The sequence below is a fragment of the Paenibacillus thalictri genome (genome assembly GCF_004307995.1).
In the GTDB taxonomy this organism is placed as follows: Bacteria; Bacillota; Bacilli; order Paenibacillales; family NBRC-103111; genus Paenibacillus_AF; species Paenibacillus_AF thalictri.
The window spans coordinates 1-26,097 of record NZ_SIRE01000052.1 but is presented as its reverse complement, the minus strand read 5'-3'; the positions used below and the strand labels follow the sequence as shown (position 1 = coordinate 26,097).

Here is a 26,097-nt window from a genome sequence, read left to right as displayed (position 1 = left end):
CAGCGTTCGTCCTGAGCCAGGATCAAACTCTCCATTAAGGTTTGTTTAATATAGCTCAATTCATTGCTGACTTGCTTGTTTTACATTCACTCGTTGTTCAGTTTTCAAAGAGCAATTTCAAATGTTTCTTGTTTCATCAGGTTGTCCTTTTCAACAACCGGATTTACAATATACCACATTGATTTTTTAATTGCAAGCTTTATTTTTTCTTTCTTTTAGGTCATTTACCAAAAACCTGACCCGAGAAAGTACTTTATCATGTTTGAAGTAAATTTGCAAGTCTCTTATGAAAACTTATTTACTTCCCGTTCCGCAGAAGCTCTCGCGGCCGGAATTACAATATACCACGCTCAGCAATAACATGCAAGTATTAAAATCAGATCACAATTTGGCCTAGAAGCCCACCCTATAATAAACCGATGAAAGACCCGGCGGGCTGAACCGCAGCTCCAACGTTAGTTGTGCCTAGCCCTTAAGAGTCACCCCAGTCCCGGCATCGTTCCGTCCAGCTTCTAAATTGCAACAGTCGATGAAGCCGAGGTTTATTCCTACATTAAGTAAAATCACCGCCGAAGGAATCCCCGGCGGTGACTGACTCCTTTTCCGAACCCTACTTCTTATTGATTGCCAAGGTTCATCGCCCAAGCGACCTCTCCTTCATGCTGGCCATTAACAGGCCACCACTTAAAGCCGTCTTCGGCTAGCAGCGCTTTCGCGCGGTCCGGTCCCCAGGAACCCGCAGGGTAATTCTCCAGATCGCCTTCGCTTTCCCGCCAAGCTTCCGCAATTTTATCAATGAACTCCCAAGCCAGCGAAACCTCATCCCAACGGGTAAAATAAGTTGAATCCCCGCGGGCCGCATCATACAGCAAACGTTCGTAAGCTTCAGGCGTATTTAATCCGACCTGGCAGCTTTGGCAAAAGTCCATCGCAATCGGGATAACGGAACCTTCGGAGCCGGGACGTTTGGCGTTCATCTTCATATAGATGCCTTCCATCGGATTGATGCGGAAAACAAGAAGATTCGGCTCAAGCTCATGTTTCTGGGCCAAATATACATTATTCGGCACATTCTTGAACTCCACGACCACTTCGGTCGTTTTGACGGGCAATCTTTTGCCCGTACGGATATAGAAAGGTACTCCCGCCCAGCGGAAATTATCGACAAACACTTTGGCTGCAAAATACGTTTCCGTTGTTGATTCCGGATTGACGGACGGCTCGCTGCGGTAAGCGGCCAATGGTTTGCCCTTGGCCTCTCCGGACGCATATTGTCCGCGGACCACGTGACGCCGCACTTCCTCCGCGTTTTGAAAACCGCGCAGCGAACGGAATACCTTCACCTTCTCGTCGCGGATATCTTCGGGATGAAGCCGGCTGGGCGATTCCATCGCCATAATTGCAAGCATTTGAAGCATGTGGTTCTGGGCCATGTCCCGCAGCGCCCCGGAATGGTCGTAATACCCGCCGCGGTCTTCGACGCCGACTGTTTCGCTTAATGTAATTTGAATGTTGGCAATATATTTATTGTTCCAAAGCGGCTCAAAAAAGGCGTTCGCAAAACGAAGCACGCCGATATTCTGCACCATTTCTTTACCTAGATAGTGATCGATCCGGTAAACGTCTTTTTCTTTGAACACTTGACGCAGCTCGGCATTCAGCTTTTCCGCGGACGGCAGGTCGTAGCCGAACGGTTTTTCAATGACCAAGCGATGCCAGCCGTCAACCTCGAGCAGACCTCCTTCGCGTATGTTATAAGAAACGCTGCCGAACAGTTCCGGCGCAAGTGCCAAATAAAACAGCCGATTGCCGCCCACATTGAACTTTTCATCCAATGAATCCGTCAAGCGCTTCAGTTCACGAAATCCTTCAACATTATGTATATCAAGCGACATGTATTCGAAATGTTCGGCAAACCTGTTGAATTGCTCGTCTTTGCTTACATCGTAACGGGCAAACTCCCGGATCGAACTCAACAAATCATCGCGAAATTGTTCATTCGTCCGGGCACGGCGGGCTAGTCCCACCACAGCGAAGTTTTCCGACAGCTTCCCTTCGCGGTAAAGAGCGTAAAATGCCGGGAACAATTTCCTGCGCGCTAAATCGCCGGTTGCTCCGAATAGCAAATAAACCGCATTGCTCATTAGTCATCATTCTTTCTTTTAGTTATTTTATTGCAAAGTATTCCCTGTTTTAGCATAGCGAATGTGGGGCCAGGATTCAATACGGCACTTGGATGTTTACACCCATTGCAAAATAGGCAAACACGCAGGGCGTCTGCCCAATCCAAGGCAAATGTCCACGAATAGGCTACATCAAGAAGCTGATATTTACTTCTCCCGATTTTTTAAGGAGGTGAAACGAAGGTGGAAATGATTCACCCCGTTGTGGAAGAACATTGCCGCGCTCATTATGGTAAGACCGTCTTGGTCGTACTGAATGACGGCACTCAAATACCCGGTGTACTTAGCAAAGTGGAAGGCGGGAAACTTTATTTGAATGCCGAGGAAGGAGAGGCCGTCCAGTCAAGCAAGCTGAAAAGCGCTTCTACGAAATCGAAGAAAACAGTAAAAAGACAAGTAAAAACCTCGGCTTATGGTTTTGGAGCTGGATTTGGGTTCGGCCCGGCGCTTGCTCTTGACCTCGCTTTGATCACTTTATTATTCGTTCTTTAAGTTTTAGAAACCAAGGCGCGCGCCTTGGTTTCTTTTTTATCATACGATGCGTTTGGACATTAAATAACATTGAATATTAGGATCGAAATAGGTGGCCTCGAAGCCCTTGCCCATATAAAATCGCTGAGCGCGGTCATTCGTATCGTCGACCCACAGCGCCAAATCGCTGCAGCCAAGCAGTCTTGCAGTGCGCTCGGCTTTCTGCATAAACAAGGTGCCGTACCCTCTTTTTTGAAACCTGGTTTGTATGGCCAGCATATCGATATAAAGCGTCGTCTTTATATGACGAAGCGTCATAAACCCGACCGGCTGCATGCCCGTCGCTTGAGCTACATACGTAATCCCGCCCTCCAGGCGTTTACGCAGCGATTTCAAGTCGATGCGGGTTTCCGGCGCATGTTTGCGGGTAAATGGCAGAAGCGTCTGCTCGATAATCGCTACAATCGTTTTATCGTCGCGTGCGGAAATTCGTTTGCGGATCATACCCCATCGCCCCTATGAATGGAATACTCCATTTTATGAGAGGACAGGAGCGCCCGCATAGTTATAAATCTAAAATTTACTTAATATATTTTTTGGCAACAAACCAAAGGAACAAGATACAAACGATGACGACACCGCCAATAACCGCGATGTAAGCCCAATCCACGGGCATTCTCCCCTTTACTTTTCGAGTAACTACATACTAACATGCGTCAATTTGGAGCACAACGGGATGTCAAGCGCCAATTTACGGTAATTGCACAATCGTATATAATAAATGTAATTTATAACATAGATCGTGAGGTGTTTGAGATGGCGAATGCGTGGCAGGTTTTAAGCGCCTATCAAACGAATAACAGATATTTTCTTGTCGATTCCTTTCGTCGCAGCCGGGCTGCAGCCGCGGCGGCCTCTCCAGAAACGAAGCAGCCGGTCAATTACCCTTTAGCCCGCTATGCGTTTAATCAGTTCATGCAAACAGCGGCGTTCAGCACTGCCTCCTTGCTGCAATCGGCCAAATCGGTTCAGCAATCGGCCGATCAGATCTCGACAAACTCCAGCGCATTGTTCAAACGGAAAGCGGATACATCCGACAGCACGTCCGTCTCGGTAAAAGCGGACACCGCCGCCCCGCTGGGCAACTGGAAAGTTAAAGTCGACAGCATCGCCCAATCGCAAAAAAATACCGGGCTCCAGTTCAAGCAGGACGATCCTACTTCGCTTGCGCAAAAGACCCATCAATTCACTTTGACGGCGGGCGGCAAAACAACATCGTTATCCGTCAGCATTTATGATTGGGACACAAACGAACAGGTGCTCGGAAAAGTAAAAAATGCGATTAACGGCGCGAACCTCGGCGTCCACGCCAATCTGATCCAGCAGAAATTATCCGGCACGCTGCAGTTGGAATTGACCGGCGATGCCACTGGGAAGGATCATGGCTTTACGCTGGCAGACACCGAAGGAAGTGTTGTAACTGATCTGGGACTCAGCAACGTGACACGCGAAGCGTCCGATGCGGTTTACAGCATCAACGGTCGGTCTGAACAATCGTCGGACACCAATGAAATCACCTTAAGTCAAGGTAAACTGCACATCGCGTTAAAATCGGCTTCATCCGAGGAAATTAACGTTTCCGTCAAACCGGACAGCAGCGAAATCATCAAGCAGGTCCAGTCCCTGCTGCAGGGCTATAACGGCTTCCAAAGTGCAGCCGCCAAAAATGCGGGGCTGCTTAACTCCGCCATGCTGCAAGGATGGCAGCGCTCACTTAACGATGCCAATATGGACCGTCTCGGAATCGTCAAACAAGCCGACGGTACGCTGAAGCTTGATGAAGCAAAGCTGACGGACCATTTCGAGCGAGATGCCGCAGGCGTTATCCGCAGCTTGACAGGTTTATCCGGAGTAGCTACCGGATTGGGCCAAGCGGCCGAACGGCTTCAAGCGCTTCCTCCTGAAGCACTGCTGAATAAAGGAAGCTCACAATACAAAAGCTTTACCAATTACGGCTTTGCAGGGGCCTTGCAATCTTATTTGCCGGTGCCGATGACAGGTTTGTTGTTTAACGGTTACTTTTAATAAGACAGCGCCACCCCAATCGATGAATGATACCACACCGGCTCTATTGAGCCGGTTTTTCATGTTTCGGCAAAACCAAGCCGCTGCACCATACGCCGGGCCGCCACGGAAAGCGGCATGTCCCGCAGCGTTACCAACCCGATCTGGCGGGGTGGGATCGGCTTTTGCAGCTGCACCTCAAATACATCTCCCCGCGTCAGCTCATCCTGCACAAACTCGCGAGTGACACAGGCAAGACCAAGGCCGATTTTGGCCAACTGGACAAGTAAATCGAGACTGCCCAGCTCAATTTCCGGCGTGAATTGCAGACCGGAGTCGCGGGCATACTGATCGAAATACCGTCTTGTGGTGCTTCCTTCTTCTAGCAGGATAAGCGGATAAGAGGCGAGCGCTTCAAATGCGAGAATCCGTCCGTTCAGATCGGCATATTTGGCCCCAGCTATCATAATATCGTGAACCTGCATGCCGGCCCTTACCTGCACAGGAGCGTCGACAGGCATATTGACGAGACCAAAGTCAATTTTGCCATCCTGCAGCAGCCGGATGGTCTCCGGCGATGTACGGTTAGTTACATGCAGCTTAATTTGCGGATAATCCCGATGGAATGTTTCCAGGTAAGGCAGCAAATAATAACGGCACAACGTATCGCTGGCCCCAATGCGGATTTCACCGCTTTCAAGGTTGTGCATCTCCCCGATTTTGCTCTCCGCCGCTTTGACAAAGTTAAATGCCTGTTCAATATATTGGAACAACACCTCTCCTTCCTGCGTCAGTGCAACCCCTTTGCTTGTCCGAAAAAAAAGCTTTACATCCAATTTCTCCTCCAGCTGTTTAATCGCATGGCTTACCGCGGGCTGTGTTATGTACAGCTTCTCGGCGGCTTTGCTGAAGGAGCCTGATATAGAAATCGTATAAAAGACCCGATATAGCTCTAAATTCACATCCATTATATCAACCTCATTTATAACTAATATGAATTATATTAATTTTACTAATGTCAGTTACACATATTATACTCATCCTGTAAGCATCGTTACAAGTGTAAAAGAACAATGAGATATAAGGAGAGATTGCAAATGAAACAAGGCGTTACGGCAGTCGTCGGAGCAAACTGGGGCGACGAAGGAAAAGGCAAGCTGACCGACGTGCTTGGAGCGGAAGCGGATTACGTGGTCCGTTTTCAAGGCGGGAATAACGCGGGGCACACCATCATCAACGAATATGGGAAATTTGCGCTGCACATGCTGCCGTCGGGCGTATTTCATCCTGCCATCGTGAATGTGATTGGAACGGGTGTAGCTTTAAACGCAGTTGGTTTGCTGGAAGAACTCGACTCGCTTCGCTCCCGCGGTGTGCCGGAGCCGAATTTGCGCATTTCCGACCGGGCTCAGTTAGTATTGCCGTACCATCTACTGTTTGACAGGCTGGAAGAAGAACGGCTGGGGGCAAGGCAATTTGGCTCGACCAAATCGGGTATTGCGCCGTTTTACTCCGATAAATACGCCAAAATCGGCATCCAGGTAGCCGATCTGTATTACCCTCAGCGGTTGACGGAACGGCTGCAGGCAGCACTCGAAGTAAAAAATGTGCTGCTGGAGCACCTTTACGGCAATCAACCGAAGCTGGATGCCGCGGCGCTTGCAGCGGAGCTGACTCAAATCGGCGAACGGATCCGCCCTTATGTGTGCGATACAACCAAGCTGCTGCAGGACGCTTGGCGTGAAGGCAAACACATCGTGGTTGAAGGCCAGCTCGGTTCGCTGCGCGACCCGGATCACGGCATTTTCCCATATTCGACATCGTCTTCGACACTCGCGGGGTATGCCGCTGTCGGCGCCGGGCTGCCCCCTCACGCGATCAACCGTATCATCGCCGTGGCCAAAGCGTATTCCAGCTGCGTCGGAGCCGGACCTTTCGTCACCGAACTCCACGGTGCGGAAGCCGAAGAGCTGCGCCACAGAGGCGGGGAATACGGAGCCAAGACGGGAAGACCACGCCGGATCGGCTGGTTTGACGTCGTCGCCACCCGCTACGGCGTCATGGTGCAAGGCGCAACCGAAGTGGCTTTGTCGCTTCTAGATGTGCTTGGTTATCTCGACACAATCCCGGTTTGCACGGCCTATGAAATCGACGGCAATACAACCGGCGATTTTCCGCCGACGGCCCTGCTCGACGATGCCAAACCGGTCTACGAATACTTGCCGGGATGGAAATGTGACTTAAGCGGTATCCGCGACTTCGACAGCCTGCCGGATGAAGCGAAGCAATACATTCGCTTTATTGAGGACCGCATCGGTGCCTCGATTAAGTGGATCGGCGTTGGTCCCCGCCGCGAAGACATGATCCGGCTGTAACAGTGTCCTTCCTCCTCCGCACATAAAAAAAAGCCGGTTCCTGCTTTTATGCAGGGAACCGGCTTTTGTTATTTTATTCCACAAGCCCGTGCTTAAAGGCATAAATAGCCGCCTGTGTACGGTCTTCTACCCCAAGCTTGGCAAGAATATTCGTTACATGAAATTTGACGGTTTTGATCCCGATAAACAGCTCGTCGGCCACATCCTGATTTGACTTGCCGGCGGCAATCAGCCGCAGCACTTCCATCTCGCGATCCGTCAGCTCCTCATGCGGCAAAATTTGAGATTTGGCAGGCTGACGGAAGCGGTTCATGATTTTGGAGGCGACCTGCGACTCGAGAATCGGCTGGCCTTTTACGGCAGCGCGGATGGCTTGTGCGATCTCTGAAGCACGCGACGTTTTCAACAAATAACTGAATGCCCCGGCTTCAATGACAGGGTACATTTTCTCATCGTCCAGGAAGCTCGTAAGCACGATCACTTTGCAATCGGGATGCAGCTGCAGCAGCCTACGGGTCGTCTCGATCCCATCCATGCCTTCCATAACAAGGTCCATTAACACAACATCCGGTTTGTACTCCTGCGCCAAACGAATACCTTCAAGACCATTGCTTGCTTCTCCCACCACTTCGATGCCGTCTTCGGTGCCCAGCACTGCGGCTAGACCAATGCGAACCATCTCGTGATCGTCCACCAACAGCACTTTAATCGTCGATTCCATCCGTTTCCCCTCCTCCTTCGCTTAATACCGGTACGCGAATTTCCAGCCTCGTGCCTTTTTCCGGGGCGGTAATGATACTCAGCGAGCCGCCGATTTCATTCACCCGCTCCCTCATCGTTAAAATACCATAAGAAGCCTGTCTCTTCTCGTCCAAATTAAAACCGACGCCATTATCGCGGATCGTCAGTCGGATGATATCCCCCGGCTGGGCCAGCTTGATTTCAAGCCTTGTCGCCTTGGAATGGCGAAGCGCATTGGACATCGCCTCCTGCACGATCCGGAACAGGTGGTCTTCGATTCCCTTCGGTAAACGGATATCTTCAGCCACTTCCCAATGAATGTCCATCGGCACCTTCGCCGTCAGCTCCTGCAGCAGCTCCACCAATCCCTCGTGAAGATGTTTGCCCTCCAGATGCACCGGACGCAGATGAAGCAGCAGCGCCCGCATTTCCGACTGGGCCACCGAAGCCATCTCTTCGATCAAATAAATTTGCCGCTGCGCCTTGTCAAAATCTTTATCCAGCGTCCTAAGCGCCGCCGTCGCCGTCATAGAAATCGCAAACAGCTGCTGGCTCACCGCATCGTGAAGCTCGCGCGCAAGCCGCTGCCGCTCCTCGACAATCGCCGAATATTTGGCTTTTTGCGCCAGCTGGGCATTGTTGGTTGACAGCCGCTGCAGCGAGGTAACCTGCTCTTCCCACTTTTTCGTCATCTGGTTCAACTGCTCGCCGAGCCGGCCGATCTCGTCTTCTCCGAGAAACGGCACCGTACGGCTCAAGTTGCCCTTCTCCAGCGACAACATGACCTCGCGGATCTGTTCGAGCCTACGTGTTGTTTTGCTGCTTGTCCAATAACCATAAGCGCCGCCGATAACGGCGACAATAACGATCATGGTGAGGGTGAAGCTGACACCCTCCTGCCAAGTCGAGAACGGCGTCAAATAACCGCCCGTACTTAAGAAATAGACGGCTGCGCCAAACAACACAAAACCCAGCAGGATAGACTCTCCCATGCTTCGCCACATCATATTGGTCAGGCGCCGATTGTATCCGCTCATTGGCTAGTACCCTCTCAAACGATTTTGATGTCGACATCCCCGACAACGTAAGAAATAATGAGCTTCAACTGCTGGTCGCAGAACTCATAATTCGGAGATTGCCAAACGATTTTATTCGTGACGCCGGATTCCTTCTCCATGCCGACATGAAGCTGACCGAACATAACCGAGGAAGTAACCGAGATGCCAATGTCCTCCGGTACGATGATATCGACATCGGCGATAACGCCTTGCAAAATAATCGTCGTTTCCTTATGTTCGAAAATGGCATAGGTCAAATCGATGTGCACCTCGCCAACAACGTTCCATATCGCGCAATTCCGTAAAATCCAAGGATCCTTGCCCCATTGGATACTGTCGATCATACTCTGCTTCTGCATAAACGAATCGTCTTTGTGCACCTGCTTTGATTTCAGATAAAAAAAGCCCAGCGAAATCAAAATCACCGATAAAATGATCGTCAAATGGCCGCTGAACAAAATCAGCAGCCCGATTCCCAGCATCACATATCCTTTGCGGTTGTGCGCGCTTCTTACTTTTTTCACGCCAAAAACAATAAATAAAAGGGCGACCACCGTGAAAAAGCCGATATGATTGTCTGCCAGCAGAAACAGGCCGGCTACGATCAGCACAATCGCCGCTATTCGGGTCCTGTTGTTCTTTTCCATGGGGTCACCTCCCTGTATGAGCGCATTCGGCACATGATCTTAAAAAAGCCATAGCGGCCCGTTTAGCACCCCTATGGCACTCCTTAGCATATCACAACTCGCGACGGCCGGGCAAAAGCTAATTTGTCCGCAGTTTCGCCTGCGACGGGTCAGCCCAGAAGAGGCTCGCGCTTCTTTTGAAGCCAAGCTCCGCCCGGGCCGATTTCAGCGCCTGCGCTTGCAGCATAAGCTCGTCCGCACGCAGCTTCGCCGCCGTATATTGCTCCGAATATTCAACCGCCTTGAGCTCATAATACAGCCGGCTTTCAACGGCGAGTTTAGCATCATCCGCATGCTGCTCCTTTATCGCAGCTTCGGCTTGCTCCTGAGCCTTCGAAGCTACCAGCAGCGCATCCTCATAACGGTCCTTCGCTTTGGCGGCGGCTTGATGGCAGCGAGCCGACTCGCTTTCCTTGCGATCTATTTGTTCATCTATATCATGCAGCCGCATGTGTTGTCCCGTCGTCGGGCTGCTTGCTCTCTCCTGCACGTCATTCAACAATGCTCTTGTTTTATCAGCCATACGTTTCCATACGTTCATCCCATTCACTTCTCCTCTATTACAGCACTTTCTGCATTTTCCCTGTAACCCTTTCCCTGTAACCCTTACTTTACTTATTGTAAGCCAATAGGGACTTGGGCAAAACCGTCCCGCGACGGTATTTCATACTGGACCTAAGACGGGGGATGCTCACAGATCCGCAGCCGCCGCCGGACGGCATATAATTGAACGGAATGGAGAAATTAGTTTTGAGGTGAACCCATTGATGAAAATGCGATTCAGTCTGATCCTAGCTGCCGCCGCTTTATTCGTCAGCAGCCCCCAGGCGTTAGCAGACCACCAAACCGAGCAGCTCGAACGGCCGGTCACAGTTGAGACGTTAGCCGGTCCGGTTCAAATTTTTGACGTGGCCTTAGGCAAAGTTGTCGCAACATTGCCTAATACAAAGGAAATGCAAGATCAAGCCAAGACATGGATCGGTTCGATAACGGGGTTTTCGCCTTCCATTAAGGCGGAGCCTCGCGACGGTCTTGTCATCCGTATCCCGCTCCAACAGGCAGAGCCGGTTCAGAGCGGGATCAGCGGCGATAAAGTGCAGGAGCTGTTCCTATTTGCATCCTCCACACATCCCAGACCGTTTCAGATGCTGATGTTTACGCAAAAAGGCCAGCCTCTCTTCGTATTAACCGAAGCGGAGCTGACCCCGTTTTTGCACAAGTTTGCTTTGGATCCATATTTCAAAAATGCTCAGAATCAGAAATAGTCCATCAAATAGGTCGTCTGTTGCGGAATGAGCCATTCGAGCAGCTCAATCGTGCGCCCATCCGTTTGAAGTTTGCCGGTCATCTGCAAGAACGCCGGACGCTGGTAACCGATCAGCATTGTCGTGAGTGTTTGAATATCGCAGACGGCATCGGCGTCCTGACCGTCCTCTTCGGCTTGTCCGGCACGTACCGTCCCGTCTCCCGCGATATCAAGACGGAATACCCCGTTGTTCCATGGCAGAAAAGAATCCTCGATCCGCAGCGTCAACCCTTCCTGCCCGGAGAGAGCGGCAAACGGATATTCATTCAAAAATGCCGGAACATCTACAATCCGCGCCATAAAATAAGGCACGGTCTCCTGCTTGCAGCGCGGATTGCCAAGTCTCGCGGGCAGCCTGTCATCCATCGGGGCCTGCAATTTGACCTTATCCATCATGGAATCGTGATTGGCGATAAATTTCCACAGCCCTCTCCAGGCCTGCTCGTCCAGCCAAACCAATTCCTGAATGGACATGATTCTGTCTTTTACCTTATATATGATGTAACCGCTGGCATCCCCTTGCGGATTGACATACACGGCGGTCGTCACTTTCCCCTTGTTGTAGACGCGATCTTGCCACCATTCCCCCGAACGCGCCAGCGTACCGGAATAACGCGAAGCATATTTCTCATAAATACCGGCAATCACCGACACCGGCTCTTTGGGACGCACGACGCTGCCTTCTTGTGCGGGAAGCGACGGAAGCTGAGACGCATCCAGTTCATAACGTTTGTATTCGGTCAGCATCTCCCAGCCGTATTTCCGGTAAAACGGATATTCAAACGGATGCAAATAAGAGATCGTTTGGCCATTGCGCTTCATCTTCTCCAACACGCGAAAAAGCATTCTTGCCACCATGCCGCCGCGGCGGTATTCCGGCCATGTCGCTACCCCTGCCACCCCGCCCATCGCAAACCGCTTGCCGGCTATCCACGTTTCCAAGTCGAACACAGCCATTTTAGCCGCAAGACGGCCATCCAGAAAACATCCCCATTGATGCGGAAGGTTGAGCATCATTTTGGCTTTCCGATCCTCAATGTCGCTTTCCGATACATCGTATTGAAATGCAAACGATCCCATCATAATACTTTCTTCCAAATCTTCGGGCGTTAAATTGCGGATGATTTCTTCCATATTCCTGCCCCTTCCCATTTTCATAAGTACCGACTCTCCCATTTTACAGCAGAAGCGGAAGGCGATGCCACATATGACTGAAGACTTATTTTCGACATTCCCTCTTTAAGGAAGACACACCCATTTCAACGGTTTGATCCAAAACCTTCACAGACGATTTCTTTTCATGTGAGTAATGTCCTTTATTTGTCCGAAACAGCGACTTTATGCCTAAAAAAGGCAGCAAATTTTCTGGGAAGGAGGTAGAATTTACCGCTAAGTTATAAATTATGGATGTGCTATGATCGTTGCGAAGGGACATGCAGGCAGGTACCGCTTACATGTTTTCCTTCCAAAATACGCTCATCTGGAGGAACGGACATGAAACGCCAACTGCTTACCGTCATGCTCTCTGCCGCTCTTTTTGCCACCCTAGTTCCCGTACAAGCGATGGCTGCTTACACCGTCAGCATCCCTATGGCCAAAGTTGTCAAAACAGTCAATTTCCGCGATCAGCCGTCTACATCGGGCAATCAAATTCGCTACCTGAAAGTAGGAGAAACGTTAAGCGTGCTAAGCGTGCCAAACGGCAGCTGGCTGCAAGTGAAAGACAGCAGCGGCCAGACGGGTTACGTTTCCTCACTTACTACATACATACAGCAATACACCGAAAATGAGCAGCCGCCGGCCAACGCGAAAATCGTCAAATCCGTCAATTTCCGCACCGGACCTTCCACCGATGCCGCGAAAATCCGCTTATTAAGCAAAGGCGAGTCGTTATGGATCCTTGAGAAAATAAACAGCTACTGGTATAAAGCCGCCGATACAAACAACACAATCGGGTATGTGAGCACCGGCTCCGAATATATCGACACCGATTTTGACGGCGGTGCAGCGCCGCAGCCGGCACCGGAGCCAGAGCCAGAGCCGGAAGTCGAACCGGTCGAACAGACATTCATATCTCCGCCCAACGCCACGGCCGTTTCGTCCGTTTCGTTTCGGACAGGCCCTTCCACCGACGCTTCGCGGATCCGTTATGTAAGCAAAGGCGAAAAGCTGCTTATTTTGAACAAAACAAACAGCTACTGGTATTATGTTCAAGACGAGTCCGGGGCGCTTGGTTACGTCAGTACCGGCAGCCAATATATTTCGACCACATACGTAGAGCCTTATAAACTGCTCGACCCAGCAACAGCCGCGCAGAAGGCGATCGAAACCGGCATGAAGTATCTCGGTACACCGTACGAATTCGGCTCCAGCCGCTCCGATACCTCGACGTTCGATTGTTCGGATTTTGTGCGCCAAGCTTATTTGGACGGCATCGGACAACTGCTCCCGGGAGATTCCCGCAGCCAAGCCTCCTATGTCAAAGGCATCGGCAAAACAAAAACCGACTGGCGCCAGCTGAAGAAAGGCGATTTGATGTTCTTCATGTCCTACAAGGGCAGTACCTCTGCAGCTTATGCGAACGTTGACAGAGCAAATGAAACGGTTACCCATGTCGGCATCTACTTGGGCGACGGGCAGGTCCTTCATACATATTCCATAAGTTCCGGGGGCGTCCGAGTCGACTCCGTCGCCGATTCGCAGTGGGAAATGCGGTTTTTGTTCGGCGGATCCACCTACTAAAAAAGCCGAGCTTTTCCACATTTTGCTTATAAAAATAGGGCATTCGTCCAATCAGCAGCCGCCTGTCGAACATATCGTATATCATGTCTTCGGAAAGGGGGATGTGGAAATGAGCGCATGTGGCGGATATGGTGGTTTCACTTCGGCTGGTGTAATTCTTGTGCTGTTTATCCTGTTGGTTATCGTTAGCCGCAGCTTCCTTATCTAATTTGCAAAAAAACAAGTCCTTGCCCTGTTGTGGTGGGGACTTGTTTCTTTTTTTGCCGCGCTTGGTTCACCCGGCTAACCGGACGGCGAATCCAGCCGGATCACGCGCACTTTTTGTCCGGCCGCGGCACCGCTGCCCCCGGCTGGAATGAAAATCAAACAATCCGCGTCTTTGATCGACATCATGCTGCTCGATTTGTCCAGGCCGGCCGGTTTTACAATCAGCCGTTCGCCTTGCATCTCCATCATGCCCCGCACATAACGCGGATACGCGGAGCCCTTGGCGTAAGGGCCTTCGAGAAGGCCTTCGCATTCAGGATGATTCACGTTGGCTGCTCCCAGCATACCTCGCATAAAAGGCTTTACGAAGAGCTGGAAACCTACATAACACGCCCCCGGATTGCCGGAGAGCGCAAACAGCAGCTTGCCGCTTACGATTCCCGCCGTTGTCGGGCTTCCCGGGCGCATAGCCACCTTATTGAATAAAAGCGCTCCTGGCCGGTCAGCAAAATATTCGGTAAGCACGTCCTTGTCGCCGACCGACACTCCGCCGGTGGTGATGATCATGTCAGAGCGAAGAGCCGCCGCTTCGATCGAACGACCCACTTCGGCGGCATCGTCGGGCAGAACCGGCATGACAATCGGGTCTCCGCCCGCTTCGCAGACTAACGCTGCCAGCATGTAGCTGTTGCTGTTGCGGATCTTCCCCGGCGCTAAAGGGACGTTCAAATCGAGCAGCTCCGAACCGGTGGCAAAAATAGCGACCCTCGGCGGTTTATACACCTCCGCCTCCGCATGTCCAAAAGCGGCCAGAACGGCCATTTCCCCGGCCCGTATCAACCTCCCTCGTTCCAGAACCGGCTCTCCGCGCGCTGCTTCATGACCAATGGGCGTTACGTTCTCTCCGGGCGTCATGCGTTTCTTTACACACACACGTTCCCCCGGTCCTCCACCGTTCATCTTATCCGTCATCTCCAGCATGACTACAGCATCCGCGCCTTCCGGAACCATCGCCCCGGTCATGATCCGGGCAGCCTGTCCCGGTTTGAGCCGCAGGGCAGGGACATCACCGCAAAGTATGCTTTCCACGATATCCAAAGCGGCCGGTTGTCCGCTTGACGTATCCGCTGTATCCGCAGCGGCCAAGGCGTAGCCGTCCACTCCCGACCGGCGGAAATGCGGCACCGGTTGGGCAGCGGCTACAGGCTTCGCAAGCCGTCTGCCGAAGCTCATCTCCAGCGGTACCCGCTCGGGCGGCTGCAGCCGGAGATGCTGAAAAATACGCCGCTGCGCTTCTTCCACCTTGATCGTTTCGCGCTGAAATCTTGTTTCAGCGGGCCCGCCCGTCAACAGCTTATACTGCTGCGTTGTGTTTACATTTTGTACAAAATCGAGCGAGATGCCGCTTTTCTTAAAAGATGCCTCGTCCGCTGCGATCCAGCGAATCGAGTCCAGCAGCTTCATCATCCTGCGTTCGCCATCCTCAAGGTGCCGTTCCACCGCAGCCAGGCACTGGCGGCCATATATGGCGTGCAGCGGCTGAAGCCGGCCGTCGATGCAAGGAATCACCGCGTCCACGCCATACTCCTCGTATAATGCCGCCATAACCGCTGCCGCGCCAGCGCTGACAAAAGGCATATCGCAGCCAACCAGCCACACCGCGGCACCATCCCCAATTTGGCGCAAAGCCGCCTGCATCCCCGCAAGCGGCCCAAGACCCGGCTGCACATCGGCGGTGAACCTCACCTTATCACTTCGATACTTCGTCAACAGCTCAGGACGGTTCGTTACGATGAACGTTTCCTCGCATATTTGATTCATCTGCTCCAACTGCAGCTCCAAAAACGTCCTGCCGCCCCATTCGAGCAGCGCCTTCAGTCTGCCGCCCATCCGCTTATTTTCTCCCCCGGCCAAAATAACGCCGGTCAGCGGTTTGCCGTACGTTCGCCCAGCACCCATTTGGAGTTTCATGTTGCGGCATCCTTCAGCCTTTTCGTAAAGCCGTCCCTCCAGCTCGCGGACAACTCGGGAATGTCAAGAAGCCGGCGCAAGGCATCGTAATTATGTTTATCCTTATACTTAATCTCATTGGCAAAATCAACCGTGACCGCTGCAGAATGGCGTTCTACAAGCCGAATTTCCGCGCCTGCCGCCACAACGCCTTCCTTTAACACGCGAAAATAATAGCCGGTATACCCCGATTCCTGCACAAGCACAGGCAGTTCGTCCACACCGTGCTTTAAGCCTAATTTAAAGCAAGGCTGCCTTGGCTGGCTTACCTGCACAAGCGCGCTGCCGATCTCGAATATATCGCCGATGCATACCTTCTCTTCCGTCAGACCGGTAACTGTAAAATTTTCGCCAAATGCGCCATAAGCCAGCTCCGCACCTAGCTCCCGTTCCCAATGCGGATAGTGCTCCGCACAATAAACGCACACCGCTTTATCCGGGCCTCCATGATTAACCCGGTCGGCTTGCCCGTCCCCGGCCAACTGTTCGGAATACAGATTAACTTCTCCTTGTACGGCTTCCTTGTTAATGGCCGTCGCTACCGGACGTCCCCGGTAATCCAGCTCCTTGGGTTTACCTACAAGCAGCGAAACAAGCTTCACCCCAAGCACTCTCCTTGTCTAGGATCACATTTTCCCTCTACTATAGGCGAATGCTTGCCAGTTGCGCAAGCCCTAATGCAGCTGCCCTGATTCCGTCAAGCTTTGTCGTATTTATTGACCGGAAGCACCCAAGCATCATTGTCGTACCCGCGGGCTTCCCAATAGCCGATATGCTCTTTGTCGATCAGTTCGATCGCCTGCAGCCATTTAACCGACTTATAAGCGTACATCTGAGGTACGATTAACCTTACCGGTCCCCCGAGCTGCTGAGGAATCAGCTTGCCGTCCATCAGCACCGCCACCATCACATCGTCCATACGTGCCTGGTCCAACGATAATGCGTCGGTATACACCTTATCCCCGGAATAAAATTTGACGAACTTGGCCGTATCTTTCACCTTGGCCATATCAAGCAAAGCCGACAAGGGGATCCCCTCCCACGTGACTTTATTGACAGACCATCCGGTGACGCAATGAAAATTGCTGACCTGGACCTTGCGTGTAAGCTTCAGAAACTGTTCCCAGTCCCACGCTTGCGGATTGCCGACCAAACCGGTAATCGCGAACTTCCAGTTCTCGCTTGTAAACACGGGGAATTCCGTAACCGTATAGATGCGGAACTCACCGCTTAACCCGCCTCCGATCGGAGTTGCCGATTCCGGAGCCGGTTCGGGGAGAGGAAGCATCCGATTGGCGTCACCGCTCCCTAACATGTCCACATCCGTACCGCTACCGTTAAAGGTCATTTTGAACCATCTGTAAAAGCTCGGGCCGATCACAACAATCAGCAGACCGCCGATGATAAGACGGATAAATGTGGCCCTGGATACGGGACCATTTTTAATGGCCTGCACAATCGCTTGCGCCGCCGCCCTCCGCGCGGAAACTCCCTCCTCATCTGAGGCCGTAACTTGTGCGGCGGCGTATCCGTCAGATTGCCCCGCATTTTTCAGCGTCTCTTTTGCAGCGATGGCTTGCGCCGCTTCCTTGCGTTCCCGCAATTCTTGAAGACGGGCTTCTTTGACCCAGCGGCTGCGCGATATGGAGTGATAAGCGGCATAAGGGATACCTACCCATGTAAACAAGTCGTGCCAAGTAAGCGCAACATTGCTCCATGACGGAGGCAAGCTGCGGAACTGCCACAACACCAGACCGGTCAGACTCCAGCCCGCCAGCATGATCAGCACGATAACCAGGTTCCACCGTTGGATCAGCCTCGATTTGATCTGCCTCCAATGCTTGGCGATCAGCGGAATATACAGCGCAATAGCCCCTATCGATACAAGGCCCAGCACGATATGCAGCCATTTGAGCATCACCCGGAACGCCCCGAGATCGCCGCGGATCGAAGGCACCCAAAGAATGATTCCGCTTACGGCGAGCAGCAGAACAAGCCATGCATTCCAGGCGTGCAGCTTGAGGAGCTTTTTGCCAAACGTTTGCTTCAGCCAACCTCTTCTTTCCATAATTCCGTACACTCCTTCCCCCATGGGAACGCTTTTACTTAAGTATACGAGATTGAGGGCATCTCTAGTTTGACATTCATCCGTTTACAACAAAAAAAGCGCCGCAAAAATTGCGAGGCACTTTTTCATCCACACTTATTTCATATAATTCATAATGATTCCCGCCGTCTCTTCGATCGCTTTGTCGGTAACGTTAATCACCGTACATCCAACCTGCTTCATCAAACTATGGGCATAGTCGAGCTCTTCGCTGATTCTCTCCAATGTGGCGTATTTGGCTCCGTACGGCAGACCGACCGAACGCAGTCGTTCCGTGCGGATTTTCAGCAGATGCTCCGCGTCCATCGTCAGACCGAAAATACGTTTGCCCGGCACAAGAAACAGCTCTTTTGGCACTTTGACCTCGGGAACCAGCGGCAAATTGGACACTTTCAGCCCTTTATGCGCCAGAAATATGCTAAGCGGCGTTTTGGACGTGCGGGAGATGCCGATCAGCAGCAGATCCGCTTTCAGCAGCGCGCTGGTGTCGCGGCCATCGTCGCATTTGACGGCAAATTCAATCGCCTCGACGCGGCGGAAATAATCCTCGTCCAGCTGATGAAGCAAGCCGGGCTTGCGTTTGGGCGAATCGTTGAACGTATCGATAAACGCCTGCATCATCGGCCCCATAATGTCCACCGCACGCACGTTAAGCCGAATCGCTTCTTCTTTCATCATTTCCCGCAGCTCGGGCTGCACCAGCGTATACGCGACAAAACCGCCCGTCTTCGCAACCTGCTCCATAATCGAACGGATTTCGTCTTCATGTTTAATATGGCCGATTCGCTTGGTTCTCACCTGATGGGCGTCGAACTGGCGGATGGTGGCTCTTACAACCGCTTCAGCCGTTTCGCCAACAGAGTCGGAGCAAATGGTAATTTCGTAATTGTGTTCGATCATCGGTATTCCACCTCTCAAGATTCAGCAGCAATGTCCAGCAAAACTTTTGTCATCGTTGTTTTCGTGATGCGGCCGACCACTTCCTGCTTTCCGTTCTTGGCCACTGTCACTACCGGAAGACTGTCCACTTGATGATGGATCATCTTCCGCGCCGCATCCAAAATCGCTTCTTCTGGCTGGACATATATAATGTTGGGCTGGCGGGTCATCACCAAACTCACCGGCATCGTAGAAGCCGACGGATTGCCCAAAGTGAACTTCAGCAGATCTTTGCGGGAAATGACGCCGGACAAATAACCGTCATCGTCAGCAACGATCAAGCTCCCCACATTTTCCAAAAATAAAGTGACCACCGCATCATGTACGGATGTCGTTTCACGTACGATGACCGGCATGGCCTGAACATCCTTTATTTTTAACCCGTTCAGTCTTTGCGACGCTTGTCCGCCCGATGCCATCTCCGTCCCGAGAAAATAACCGACCTTAGGCTTCGCGTCTACGAGTCCCAGCATGACAAGCAGCGCCAAATCGGAACGCAGCGTTGGCCTGCTCAAACCGAGCATTTCGGCAATCTGCTCCCCTGTAACCGGGGCGTGCTGTTTGACCAACTGAATGATTTGCAATTGTCTCGCTGACAGTTCGATAGGTGTTGCCTCCCTTACGTGCTCTTTATTTGCATTGTAGCATATGTGACGAAATCCGATCTAGCGGAATTATATTAATACTAACCAATAAACCTATTTAATACACATTTCTCTGTTGAAAAATCATCGAATATGTCATATCATTTCATTATTGCATACTAATAATATACAAAGTAAGCTAATCCACTTAAATACAACGTCAAAATAGGAGTGATTAGAATGGAAAGAGAACTTGCTTTAGAAATCGTTCGCGTTACTGAATTGGCCGCTTTGGCCGCCGCAAAATGGATGGGACGAGGCGACAAAATCCAGGCCGACGGCGCCGCCACCTCCGCTATGCGGGCGATGTTCGATTCTGTATCGATCAAAGGAACCGTTGTGATCGGCGAAGGCGAAATGGATGAGGCTCCAATGCTGTATATCGGCGAAAAAGTAGGCAATCTGCAAGGACCTGAAGTCGATGTCGCCGTAGACCCTCTGGAAGGTACCGAACTTGTAGCCAAAGGGCTGAACAACGCACTCGCCGTTGTGGCCGTCGCAGGCAAAGGCAATTTGCTGCATGCTCCCGATATGTACATGCAGAAGCTGTCTATGGGGCCCCAGCTTGCCGGAAAGCTAAATATCGACGATCCGCTGCAAGTTACACTGGAGAAAGCCGCTCTGCATTTAAACAAAGATCTCAACAATTTAACCGTTATGGTGCTTGACCGCGAGCGCCATCAAGACATTATCCGCACCCTGCGGGAGGTGGGAGTTCGCATCAAGCTGCTCAGCGACGGCGATGTAGCCGGTGCAATGGCTCCGGCGATGTCCGAGTCCGGAATCGATTTATACGTAGGCTCCGGCGGAGCTCCCGAAGGTGTGCTCGCAGCAGCGGCGCTTAGCTGTTTGGGCGGAGAACTGCAAGGAAGGCTGCTGCCGGCAAACGACGAGGAGTATGCCCGCTGCATCGCGATGGGAATCGATAACCCGACTAAAGTATTAACGATGGAAAATATGATCGGCACCGAAGATGTCATATTTGCGGCTACGGGTATTACCCCCGGAGAATTTTTGAACGGCGTTAAATACATGCCTGACAAACGCGCGGAAACTCATTCCATCGTTATGAGAGCCAAAACCAAAACGATCCGCCTCATTCAAACACAGCATTATTTGCCTAATAAACCGCAGCTTGACGAATTGTAAAAGGCGATCCGAAAACTTATATTTACTGCACTTATTCTGCAAAGTATGCTAAAATATCCAAGTATTAGCCCCCTATCCCCATGGACGTACGACAAGAAAGCCGTCATTCGGCAAATGGGAACTGGACGAATCTACTTGGAAAGCGAGTTCTTCGTATGAGCTTCTTATTTTATATCGTCGTTGGCCTTGTGGCCGCTACATTCGGGAGCCTGGTAGGCTTGGGCGGAGGTATTATCATCGTACCTGCGCTTGTTTACCTGGGTCCGTTTTTTTTAGGCAAAGAGGTCGCCGTTTCGACCGCCGTCGGCACTTCGCTGGCCGTTCTCATCTTTACGGCGTTATCCTCCAGCTTTACTTTTTATAAGCAGAAAAAAATCGATTTTAAAAGCGGCTGGCTGTATTTTATAACGAGCGGTCCCGGTGCGATTCTCGGCTCTTATTTGACCGGATTTCTGAATGCCAAGTCGTTTCAAACTTATTTCGGTTTCTTTATGCTGCTTATGGCCTTGCTGCTGATCTTTAGAGACAAGATCAAACCGCTGAATGTCCGTTGGGGCATCCAGAGGACGTTTACCGATCAGAAAGGCGATACGTATTCCTACGGCTACAGTGTATTTCCCGCGCTGCTGGTTGGACTGATCGTCGGGCTTATTTCCGGGTTGTTCGGTATCGGCGGCGGCTCGTTGTTTGTTCCGGCCATGGTGCTGCTGTTTCGATACCCGCCCCATATTGCGACCGCCACTTCAATGTTTGTCATCTTCCTGTCTTCGATCACCGGCAGCATTACTCATGTTGCGCTCGGCGAAGTTGATTTCTTGATGGTGCTTGGCCTTGCGCCCAGCGCTTTGGTCGGTGGGTGGTTAGGCGCCAATATCGCCGGCAAACTTAGCGGCAACAAGCTGCTGTGGGTGCTGCGGATTTCTTTTTTCATCGTGGCCGTTAGAATGATTTGGGAAGGTTTCACCGCTTCCTGATTTTATAGTTCCGTGCTGAAGGATAAACTCCCCCTTTTTCCGCAAAATATTGATACTACCGGGAAAGGGGGGAAGCCCTCCTATGTTCAAGTATGTCCTCCTCGTCTGTCTGCTGCAGGCCCTGATCGTCTCAGGCTGCGGCTCTTCCGTCCATCATGAAGAGCAACTTATGCCCCTTGCCAAGCAAGATACGGCTCAACGATTGCCACTTGCTGCCGAAACACTGCAGTATGCTGCGCCTGCGGGACCGGACTTGTACGAGCTGCAGCGTATCATCGCCATCCAGCAATATGAAGCGAGCAAGCAGCCTGCGCCGCCTCCACCGGCACCGCCCGCCCCCGTACAGCCTGAAATCGCTGCAGACTCCCATGCGGGCAAAAAGAAACGCAGCAAACAGACGGCTTCCACCGCGGCTGTCAGGAAAAGCGAGAACCGATTGACCATCGCTCAGTTGATTAAGAAATACCCTGACTCCTTTTTGCTAAAAGCGCCACATAGCCGTCAAAAAGCGGCATTAACCTTTGATGATGCGCCAGACGATAAATATACCCCACAGGTACTGGACATTTTGAAGAAATACAATGTAAAGGCCACATTTTTCGTCGTTGGTTCCAGGGCTGAAAAGCACCCCGGCATGGTCAAACGGATGGTACAGGAAGGCCATATTGTCGGCAATCATTCTTATAACCATGCCTTATTCCCGAAGCTTGATGACGATACATTCAAACATCAAATCAATAAAACCGACGATATTATAAACAAGCTGACCGGCTACAATCCGAAATTTTTTCGCCCTCCTTACGGTGAGATCAGCGAAAGCCAGCTTAATTGGGCGGCAAGCCGCAATATCCTTGTCGTGAACTGGAATGTCGATTCGCAGGACTGGAGACAGGTCAATGAACAGCGTGTTATTCACAATGTGATGAAGGATGTTAAGCCCGGCTGCATTATATTGCAGCATTCCGCCGGAGGACCCGGCCAGGATCTGTCGGGAACCGTCAAAGCGTTGCCTTCGATCATTGAGCAAATCAGAGCCAAAGGAATCAGTCTGGTGACGCTCCCCGAGCTGCTCGGCCAACCTAAACAAAAATAAGTTTAAAAAAAGACCTTCCGTTTCACTCGTCACTCGGGTGAACTGAAGGTCTCTTTGTTCCTTATGACATTAGCTTGTTTTACGGCACTGTTGGGGACGCCAAGCCTCATTTTACGGCCTTCTTTGGGCCAACTGCTGCTGTGCCATTTTTATCATTTCGCGTACCATTGCGCCGCCGATTTGCCCGCCGATTTTACCGGCCTGTTCTGTCGTTAAATTGCCGTTATTACTGGGAGAAAGAGGAATTCCTAATGATTGAGCCACAGCATATTTGATCAAGTCTGGCCTGCCTTCCGGGGCTTCCACTCCCTGCTGTCTCATGACCTGCGCTTTAAACTGATCTACACCATGGTGCGCATCCGGGACCACCAATCTTCGGCTGCTTCTTCTTGCCATTTGACATACTCCTCTCATTATAAAATAAAAAATAACTTTCTTATCGTAGCTTATCCTGTCTTTCCCGTTCTATGGCTGGAAAATAATATGGAACCCAAAAAAGAACCTGCATTATTATGCAGGTCCTCGATCTTTGGCGATGTTTTCAGTTGTCGTCGGCTTCAAGCAATCCGGATGTCAATTCTTTGCGAACCATATCGGGATGCGTCAATTCGACCCAATCATGAGTTCTTCTGCTTACGTATTTGCTGTCTTTTCGTTTAGCAATAATACTTTCCTTTACGTTGGCGTAAACTACTCCGTATAAGTGCAGCTTATCTTCCTCAAAATAACGTATGCGCTTGTAATACTCGTCCTCCAATAAAACGGAGTCCAGGATCGATTTTCGTTTCATTAAGGAAAGCTTTCGCAAATCGCGTCCCTTCAGCGTTAAAATATCGAAGGCGACGAAACGGACAGGCAGCTCACGAGCTGCGCCGGCAATCTGTTTTCTTTTTTTGATGCGAGCTCTTTTCTGAACCAATGTACTTCCGGATTCCATGTCTCTGCCCAGCAAGCTGCCGCTGCATATGACCCCGTCTAACGTCACATCGCCGTCTATAGGTACATGATACAGCTCAGGAAAAAGCCGCGTAACTTCAATGTCCTTCTGAAAAAACAACCGGGTTTCGGGCCCGGATTTCATTAATATAGCACGTACTCCCTGCAATTTCGGTTCAAAGATATAATCCCTGAAATCGTAGGGTTTATCGGAAGAGTCCAAAAGCATTGGCGCGATAATCATAAACGAATCACCCGTAAACCATTGTAACATGATTTAAGGTTATTTTAATCAGGGAATTGACGGACAATTCGTAAACTTAAGGTATCGAAAATCCCCCCGGGAATGAAAGCAAAAAGCCTGCAAAACGCAAAAATGTTCGCAAGGTTTCCCTTGCGAACATTGTCGATGCCGGTGAAGGGACTCGAACCCCCACGGTTTCCCTCACGATTTTGAGTCGCGCGCGTCTGCCAATTCCGCCACACCGGCACATCCAAAACTCTCAACAGTAATTAAATGGCGTGCCCTAAGAGATTCGAACTCCTGACCTTTTGATTCGTAGTCAAACGCTCTATCCAGCTGAGCTAAGGGCACTTACAATGCTGCAAACCGTACATGGTGCCGAAGACCAGACTTGAACTGGTACGGTAGTCACCTACCGCAGGATTTTAAGTCCTGTGCGTCTGCCGATTCCGCCACTCCGGCTTAAAAAGATGGAGGCGCCACCCAGACTCGAACTGGGGGTAAAGCTTTTGCAGAGCTCTGCCTTACCACTTGGCTATGGCGCCTTAAGAAAAAGTGCTATAAAAATGATGGAGCGGAAGACGGGAATCGAACCCGCGACCCTCGCCTTGGCAAGGCGATGCTCTACCGCTGAGCCACTTCCGCATAATACTGGGGATCTAGGATTCGAACCTAGGGATGACGGAGTCAAAGTCCGTTGCCTTACCGCTTGGCTAATCCCCAAAAACACAAATGGGGCGATCGAAGGGAATTGAACCCTCGAGTGTCGGATCCACAAACCGATGCGTTAACCACTTCGCCACGATCGCCATATTTAGTTGGCAGGGGCAGCAGGAATTGAACCCACACCAAAGGTTTTGGAGACCTTTGTTCTACCTTTAAACTATGCCCCTATATGAAAATGGTGGAGGCTGATGGATTCGAACCACCGAACTCGAAGAGAGCAGATTTACAGTCTGCCGTGTTTAGCCACTTCACTAAGCCTCCACAAAACAATGGTGCCGTCGAGAGGACTTGAACCCCCAACCTACTGATTACAAGTCAGTTGCTCTACCAATTGAGCTACAACGGCATAATACACAAATGGTGGCTCGGGACGGAATCGAACCGCCGACACGAGGATTTTCAGTCCTCTGCTCTACCGACTGAGCTACCGAGCCTTGCTGAAATCTAACTTTCACGAACCGGAAGGTTCTCATCCCTTGCATAAGGATGTAAATGGCGGAGCCGACGGGATTCGAACCCGCGGTCTCCTGCGTGACAGGCAGGCATGTTAGGCCTCTACACCACGGCTCCGCGATAAAAAAATTTGGTTGCGGGGGCAGGATTTGAACCTGCGGCCTTCGGGTTATGAGCCCGACGAGCTACCGGGCTGCTCCACCCCGCGTCGTTAGAAATATATATGGTGGAGGCTGACGGGATCGAACCGCCGACCCTCTGCTTGTAAGGCAGATGCTCTCCCAGCTGAGCTAAGCCTCCTGGGTAAAAAAATGACCCGTAGGGGATTCGAACCCCTGTTACCTCCGTGAAAGGGAGGTGTCTTAACCCCTTGACCAACGGGCCTTAATATATTATGGCGGAGAGAGAGGGATTCGAACCCTCGAGACGCTTGTGGCGCCTACACGATTTCCAATCGTGCTCCTTCGACCAAACTCGGACACCTCTCCATAATGGCTCCCCGAACAGGACTCGAACCTGTGACAACTCGATTAACAGTCGAGTGCTCTACCAACTGAGCTATCAGGGAATGGTAAGCAACCTATATAATTATATCAGCTGCTTGTCTGCTTGGCAACGTCCTACTCTCCCGAGACCCTGCGGTCTAAGTACCATCGGCGCTGGAGGACTTAACGGTCGTGTTCGAGATGGGTACGCGTGGTTCCCCTCCGCCATCGTCACCAAACATGTTTTGCTTTACGCAAAACGGTTCAGGTCTTGATCCCTGAAAACTGGATGCGAAATACTTCAGCTTTGCTTCTTGTCCTTTGTTAAATCTTTTCGGGCCCCGAAAAAGTACCTGAGTAAGCTTCATGGCGTTACTCCACTTTTTTGGGATGTTTGGTTAAGCCCTCGACCGATTAGTATTCGTCAGCTGCACACGTTGCCGCGCTTCCACCCCGAACCTATCTACCTCGTCGTCTACAAGGGGTCTTACTAATTGGGAAATC

24 protein-coding genes, 17 tRNA genes and 2 rRNA genes are annotated in these 26,097 nt (G+C 51.2%); 9 read left to right on the top strand and 34 right to left on the bottom strand.

The features are described 5' to 3' along the window. Positions 1-617: 617 nt before the first annotated feature. Positions 618-2,144, bottom strand: coding sequence for a glucose-6-phosphate dehydrogenase (gene zwf / locus EYB31_RS39310; RefSeq protein WP_131019046.1), 1,527 nt, complete (start codon positions 2,142-2,144; stop codon positions 618-620). A 222-nt stretch (positions 2,145-2,366) separates the two neighbouring features. Here zwf and EYB31_RS39305 point away from each other — a divergent pair, with 222 nt between their 5' ends. Further along, on the top strand, positions 2,367-2,675 hold the full coding sequence (locus tag EYB31_RS39305) for a hypothetical protein (RefSeq protein ID WP_131019045.1): 309 nt from the start codon (positions 2,367-2,369) through the stop codon (positions 2,673-2,675). A gap of 39 nt (positions 2,676-2,714) precedes the next feature. Here EYB31_RS39305 and EYB31_RS39300 read toward each other — a convergent pair whose 3' ends face one another. After that, positions 2,715-3,158 carry a GNAT family N-acetyltransferase gene (locus tag EYB31_RS39300; RefSeq protein WP_131019044.1) on the bottom strand — a complete coding sequence of 148 codons (444 nt, stop codon included), beginning with the start codon at positions 3,156-3,158 and terminating at the stop codon, positions 2,715-2,717. A gap of 312 nt (positions 3,159-3,470) precedes the next feature. On the opposite strand from EYB31_RS39300, the gene fliD reads away from it, so the two are divergent. Further along, positions 3,471-4,739: a flagellar filament capping protein FliD gene (gene fliD, locus EYB31_RS39295; protein ID WP_165452844.1), complete on the top strand. Its 1,269-nt coding sequence runs from the start codon at positions 3,471-3,473 to the stop codon at positions 4,737-4,739. Between the two features lie 59 nt (positions 4,740-4,798). Here the strand turns inward: fliD and EYB31_RS39290 are convergent, their stop codons facing one another. Further along, positions 4,799-5,686: a LysR family transcriptional regulator gene (locus EYB31_RS39290; RefSeq protein WP_131019042.1), complete on the bottom strand. Its 888-nt coding sequence runs from the start codon at positions 5,684-5,686 to the stop codon at positions 4,799-4,801. 129 nt (positions 5,687-5,815) lie between these two features. On the opposite strand from EYB31_RS39290, the gene EYB31_RS39285 reads away from it, so the two are divergent. Beyond that, positions 5,816-7,093 (top strand): adenylosuccinate synthase, encoded by a 1,278-nt coding sequence (locus tag EYB31_RS39285; RefSeq protein ID WP_131019041.1) that lies wholly within the window; start codon positions 5,816-5,818, stop codon positions 7,091-7,093. Between the two features lie 73 nt (positions 7,094-7,166). On the opposite strand, the gene EYB31_RS39280 is transcribed toward EYB31_RS39285, so the two are convergent. The 4 genes from EYB31_RS39280 to EYB31_RS39265 form a co-directional block, all read right to left on the bottom strand. Further along, complete coding sequence (locus EYB31_RS39280; RefSeq protein WP_131019040.1) at positions 7,167-7,814, bottom strand: response regulator transcription factor; 648 nt, start codon at positions 7,812-7,814, stop codon at positions 7,167-7,169. Beyond that, positions 7,798-8,871 (bottom strand): sensor histidine kinase, encoded by a 1,074-nt coding sequence (locus EYB31_RS39275; protein WP_131019039.1) that lies wholly within the window; start codon positions 8,869-8,871, stop codon positions 7,798-7,800. The genes EYB31_RS39280 and EYB31_RS39275 overlap by 17 nt, the downstream gene beginning before the upstream one ends. A 14-nt stretch (positions 8,872-8,885) precedes the next feature. Further along, positions 8,886-9,539, bottom strand: coding sequence for a cell wall-active antibiotics response protein LiaF (gene liaF, locus EYB31_RS39270; RefSeq protein ID WP_131019038.1), 654 nt, complete (start codon positions 9,537-9,539; stop codon positions 8,886-8,888). Positions 9,540-9,657: 118 nt separating this feature from the next. Beyond that, entirely contained in the window at positions 9,658-10,119 is a 462-nt protein-coding gene (locus tag EYB31_RS39265; protein WP_131019037.1) for a PspA/IM30 family protein, read from the bottom strand. Between the two features lie 226 nt (positions 10,120-10,345). On the opposite strand from EYB31_RS39265, the gene EYB31_RS39260 reads away from it, so the two are divergent. Then, the gene (locus EYB31_RS39260) at positions 10,346-10,843 is read left to right on the top strand and encodes a hypothetical protein (protein ID WP_131019036.1); all 498 of its coding nucleotides are present in this window, start codon (positions 10,346-10,348) and stop codon (positions 10,841-10,843) included. Here EYB31_RS39260 and EYB31_RS39255 read toward each other — a convergent pair. Beyond that, entirely contained in the window at positions 10,834-12,042 is a 1,209-nt protein-coding gene (locus EYB31_RS39255; protein ID WP_240763225.1) for a GNAT family N-acetyltransferase, read from the bottom strand. The two genes, EYB31_RS39260 and EYB31_RS39255, sit on opposite strands and share 10 nt — an antisense overlap. A 336-nt stretch (positions 12,043-12,378) precedes the next feature. Here EYB31_RS39255 and EYB31_RS39250 point away from each other — a divergent pair, with 336 nt between their 5' ends. Together EYB31_RS39250 and EYB31_RS41160 are read left to right on the top strand one after the other, a co-directional pair. After that, entirely contained in the window at positions 12,379-13,626 is a 1,248-nt protein-coding gene (locus EYB31_RS39250) for a C40 family peptidase (RefSeq protein ID WP_131019035.1), read from the top strand. Between the two features lie 109 nt (positions 13,627-13,735). Further along, the gene (locus tag EYB31_RS41160; RefSeq protein ID WP_131019034.1) at positions 13,736-13,834 is read left to right on the top strand and encodes a dihydroorotate dehydrogenase; all 99 of its coding nucleotides are present in this window, start codon (positions 13,736-13,738) and stop codon (positions 13,832-13,834) included. 74 nt (positions 13,835-13,908) lie between these two features. Here the strand turns inward: EYB31_RS41160 and EYB31_RS39240 are convergent, their stop codons facing one another. From EYB31_RS39240 to ccpN, 5 genes are all read right to left on the bottom strand, one after another. Then, on the bottom strand, positions 13,909-15,804 hold the full coding sequence (locus tag EYB31_RS39240; protein WP_131019033.1) for an NTP transferase domain-containing protein: 1,896 nt from the start codon (positions 15,802-15,804) through the stop codon (positions 13,909-13,911). After that, a complete protein-coding gene (locus tag EYB31_RS39235; protein WP_131019032.1) occupies positions 15,801-16,445 on the bottom strand; it encodes an MOSC domain-containing protein in 645 nt (214 codons plus the stop codon). The genes EYB31_RS39240 and EYB31_RS39235 overlap by 4 nt, the downstream gene beginning before the upstream one ends. Before the next feature lie 95 nt (positions 16,446-16,540). Beyond that, positions 16,541-17,911, bottom strand: a complete 1,371-nt coding sequence (locus EYB31_RS39230) for a molybdopterin-dependent oxidoreductase (RefSeq protein WP_131019031.1) — start codon at positions 17,909-17,911, stop codon at positions 16,541-16,543. A gap of 135 nt (positions 17,912-18,046) precedes the next feature. Further along, a complete protein-coding gene (locus tag EYB31_RS39225) occupies positions 18,047-18,850 on the bottom strand; it encodes a pyruvate, water dikinase regulatory protein (protein ID WP_131019030.1) in 804 nt (267 codons plus the stop codon). Positions 18,851-18,864: 14 nt separating this feature from the next. Beyond that, positions 18,865-19,494, bottom strand: coding sequence for a transcriptional regulator CcpN (gene ccpN / locus EYB31_RS39220; RefSeq protein WP_476703875.1), 630 nt, complete (start codon positions 19,492-19,494; stop codon positions 18,865-18,867). Positions 19,495-19,713: 219 nt separating this feature from the next. Here ccpN and glpX point away from each other — a divergent pair, with 219 nt between their 5' ends. From glpX to EYB31_RS39205, 3 genes are all read left to right on the top strand, one after another. Continuing rightward, the gene (gene glpX / locus EYB31_RS39215) at positions 19,714-20,682 is read left to right on the top strand and encodes a class II fructose-bisphosphatase (protein WP_131019028.1); all 969 of its coding nucleotides are present in this window, start codon (positions 19,714-19,716) and stop codon (positions 20,680-20,682) included. Positions 20,683-20,837: 155 nt separating this feature from the next. Next, positions 20,838-21,656 carry a sulfite exporter TauE/SafE family protein gene (locus tag EYB31_RS39210; RefSeq protein WP_131019027.1) on the top strand — a complete coding sequence of 273 codons (819 nt, stop codon included), beginning with the start codon at positions 20,838-20,840 and terminating at the stop codon, positions 21,654-21,656. A gap of 82 nt (positions 21,657-21,738) precedes the next feature. After that, a complete protein-coding gene (locus tag EYB31_RS39205) occupies positions 21,739-22,749 on the top strand; it encodes a polysaccharide deacetylase family protein (protein WP_131019026.1) in 1,011 nt (336 codons plus the stop codon). A 111-nt stretch (positions 22,750-22,860) separates the two neighbouring features. Here EYB31_RS39205 and EYB31_RS39200 read toward each other — a convergent pair whose 3' ends face one another. The 21 genes from EYB31_RS39200 to EYB31_RS39100 form a co-directional block, all read right to left on the bottom strand. Next, positions 22,861-23,145, bottom strand: a complete 285-nt coding sequence (locus EYB31_RS39200) for an alpha/beta-type small acid-soluble spore protein (RefSeq protein WP_131019025.1) — start codon at positions 23,143-23,145, stop codon at positions 22,861-22,863. A 145-nt stretch (positions 23,146-23,290) separates the two neighbouring features. Continuing rightward, positions 23,291-23,914, bottom strand: coding sequence for an ATP-dependent DNA ligase (locus tag EYB31_RS39195; protein ID WP_276322141.1), 624 nt, complete (start codon positions 23,912-23,914; stop codon positions 23,291-23,293). 181 nt (positions 23,915-24,095) lie between these two features. Further along, positions 24,096-24,175: transfer RNA gene (locus EYB31_RS39190), tRNA-Leu, on the bottom strand. Between the two features lie 28 nt (positions 24,176-24,203). After that, positions 24,204-24,280: transfer RNA gene (locus EYB31_RS39185), tRNA-Arg, on the bottom strand. A gap of 22 nt (positions 24,281-24,302) precedes the next feature. Continuing rightward, a tRNA-Leu gene (locus EYB31_RS39180) sits at positions 24,303-24,391 on the bottom strand. 9 nt (positions 24,392-24,400) lie between these two features. Continuing rightward, a tRNA-Cys gene (locus tag EYB31_RS39175) sits at positions 24,401-24,474 on the bottom strand. 25 nt (positions 24,475-24,499) lie between these two features. After that, positions 24,500-24,574 (bottom strand) — tRNA-Gly (locus tag EYB31_RS39170). 6 nt (positions 24,575-24,580) lie between these two features. Further along, a tRNA-Gln gene (locus EYB31_RS39165) sits at positions 24,581-24,652 on the bottom strand. Between the two features lie 10 nt (positions 24,653-24,662). Beyond that, positions 24,663-24,738, bottom strand: a tRNA-His gene (locus EYB31_RS39160). 10 nt (positions 24,739-24,748) lie between these two features. Next, a tRNA-Trp gene (locus EYB31_RS39155) sits at positions 24,749-24,822 on the bottom strand. 9 nt (positions 24,823-24,831) lie between these two features. After that, a tRNA-Tyr gene (locus tag EYB31_RS39150) sits at positions 24,832-24,916 on the bottom strand. Positions 24,917-24,925: 9 nt separating this feature from the next. After that, positions 24,926-25,001 (bottom strand) — tRNA-Thr (locus EYB31_RS39145). Positions 25,002-25,013: 12 nt separating this feature from the next. Further along, positions 25,014-25,089 (bottom strand) — tRNA-Phe (locus EYB31_RS39140). A 59-nt stretch (positions 25,090-25,148) separates the two neighbouring features. Further along, positions 25,149-25,225 (bottom strand) — tRNA-Asp (locus EYB31_RS39135). Positions 25,226-25,239: 14 nt separating this feature from the next. After that, positions 25,240-25,316 (bottom strand) — tRNA-Met (locus EYB31_RS39130). 16 nt (positions 25,317-25,332) lie between these two features. Next, positions 25,333-25,408, bottom strand: a tRNA-Val gene (locus EYB31_RS39125). A 12-nt stretch (positions 25,409-25,420) separates the two neighbouring features. Next, a tRNA-Glu gene (locus EYB31_RS39120) sits at positions 25,421-25,492 on the bottom strand. Positions 25,493-25,503: 11 nt separating this feature from the next. Continuing rightward, a tRNA-Ser gene (locus tag EYB31_RS39115) sits at positions 25,504-25,596 on the bottom strand. Between the two features lie 4 nt (positions 25,597-25,600). Continuing rightward, positions 25,601-25,676: transfer RNA gene (locus EYB31_RS39110), tRNA-Asn, on the bottom strand. A gap of 39 nt (positions 25,677-25,715) precedes the next feature. Beyond that, a 5S ribosomal RNA gene (gene rrf / locus EYB31_RS39105) occupies positions 25,716-25,832 on the bottom strand. 155 nt (positions 25,833-25,987) lie between these two features. Next, positions 25,988-26,097, bottom strand: a 23S ribosomal RNA gene (locus tag EYB31_RS39100); the annotation flags it as partial.

Excerpts from the sequence above, each read along its gene's own strand:
- EYB31_RS39205 (WP_131019026.1), top strand. The coding sequence starts at position 21,739 with ATGTTCAAGTATGTCCTCCTCGTCTGTCTGCTGCAGGCCCTGATCGTC.
- EYB31_RS39230 (WP_131019031.1), bottom strand. The coding sequence starts at position 17,911 with ATGGAAAGAAGAGGTTGGCTGAAGCAAACGTTTGGCAAAAAGCTCCTC.
- liaF (WP_131019038.1), bottom strand. The coding sequence starts at position 9,539 with ATGGAAAAGAACAACAGGACCCGAATAGCGGCGATTGTGCTGATCGTA.
- fliD (WP_165452844.1), top strand. The coding sequence starts at position 3,471 with ATGGCGAATGCGTGGCAGGTTTTAAGCGCCTATCAAACGAATAACAGA.
- EYB31_RS39280 (WP_131019040.1), bottom strand. The coding sequence starts at position 7,814 with ATGGAATCGACGATTAAAGTGCTGTTGGTGGACGATCACGAGATGGTT.
- EYB31_RS39240 (WP_131019033.1), bottom strand. The coding sequence starts at position 15,804 with ATGAAACTCCAAATGGGTGCTGGGCGAACGTACGGCAAACCGCTGACC.
- EYB31_RS39265 (WP_131019037.1), bottom strand. The coding sequence starts at position 10,119 with ATGAACGTATGGAAACGTATGGCTGATAAAACAAGAGCATTGTTGAAT.
- EYB31_RS39225 (WP_131019030.1), bottom strand. The coding sequence starts at position 18,850 with ATGATCGAACACAATTACGAAATTACCATTTGCTCCGACTCTGTTGGC.
- EYB31_RS39275 (WP_131019039.1), bottom strand. The coding sequence starts at position 8,871 with ATGAGCGGATACAATCGGCGCCTGACCAATATGATGTGGCGAAGCATG.
- EYB31_RS41160 (WP_131019034.1), top strand. The coding sequence starts at position 13,736 with ATGAGCGCATGTGGCGGATATGGTGGTTTCACTTCGGCTGGTGTAATT.
- EYB31_RS39195 (WP_276322141.1), bottom strand. The coding sequence starts at position 23,914 with ATGCTTTTGGACTCTTCCGATAAACCCTACGATTTCAGGGATTATATC.
- zwf (WP_131019046.1), bottom strand. The coding sequence starts at position 2,144 with ATGAGCAATGCGGTTTATTTGCTATTCGGAGCAACCGGCGATTTAGCG.
- EYB31_RS39250 (WP_131019035.1), top strand. The coding sequence starts at position 12,379 with ATGAAACGCCAACTGCTTACCGTCATGCTCTCTGCCGCTCTTTTTGCC.
- EYB31_RS39210 (WP_131019027.1), top strand. The coding sequence starts at position 20,838 with ATGAGCTTCTTATTTTATATCGTCGTTGGCCTTGTGGCCGCTACATTC.
- EYB31_RS39290 (WP_131019042.1), bottom strand. The coding sequence starts at position 5,686 with ATGGATGTGAATTTAGAGCTATATCGGGTCTTTTATACGATTTCTATA.
- EYB31_RS39300 (WP_131019044.1), bottom strand. The coding sequence starts at position 3,158 with ATGATCCGCAAACGAATTTCCGCACGCGACGATAAAACGATTGTAGCG.
- EYB31_RS39285 (WP_131019041.1), top strand. The coding sequence starts at position 5,816 with ATGAAACAAGGCGTTACGGCAGTCGTCGGAGCAAACTGGGGCGACGAA.
- EYB31_RS39200 (WP_131019025.1), bottom strand. The coding sequence starts at position 23,145 with ATGGCAAGAAGAAGCAGCCGAAGATTGGTGGTCCCGGATGCGCACCAT.
- glpX (WP_131019028.1), top strand. The coding sequence starts at position 19,714 with ATGGAAAGAGAACTTGCTTTAGAAATCGTTCGCGTTACTGAATTGGCC.
- EYB31_RS39255 (WP_240763225.1), bottom strand. The coding sequence starts at position 12,042 with ATGAAAATGGGAAGGGGCAGGAATATGGAAGAAATCATCCGCAATTTA.
- EYB31_RS39260 (WP_131019036.1), top strand. The coding sequence starts at position 10,346 with ATGAAAATGCGATTCAGTCTGATCCTAGCTGCCGCCGCTTTATTCGTC.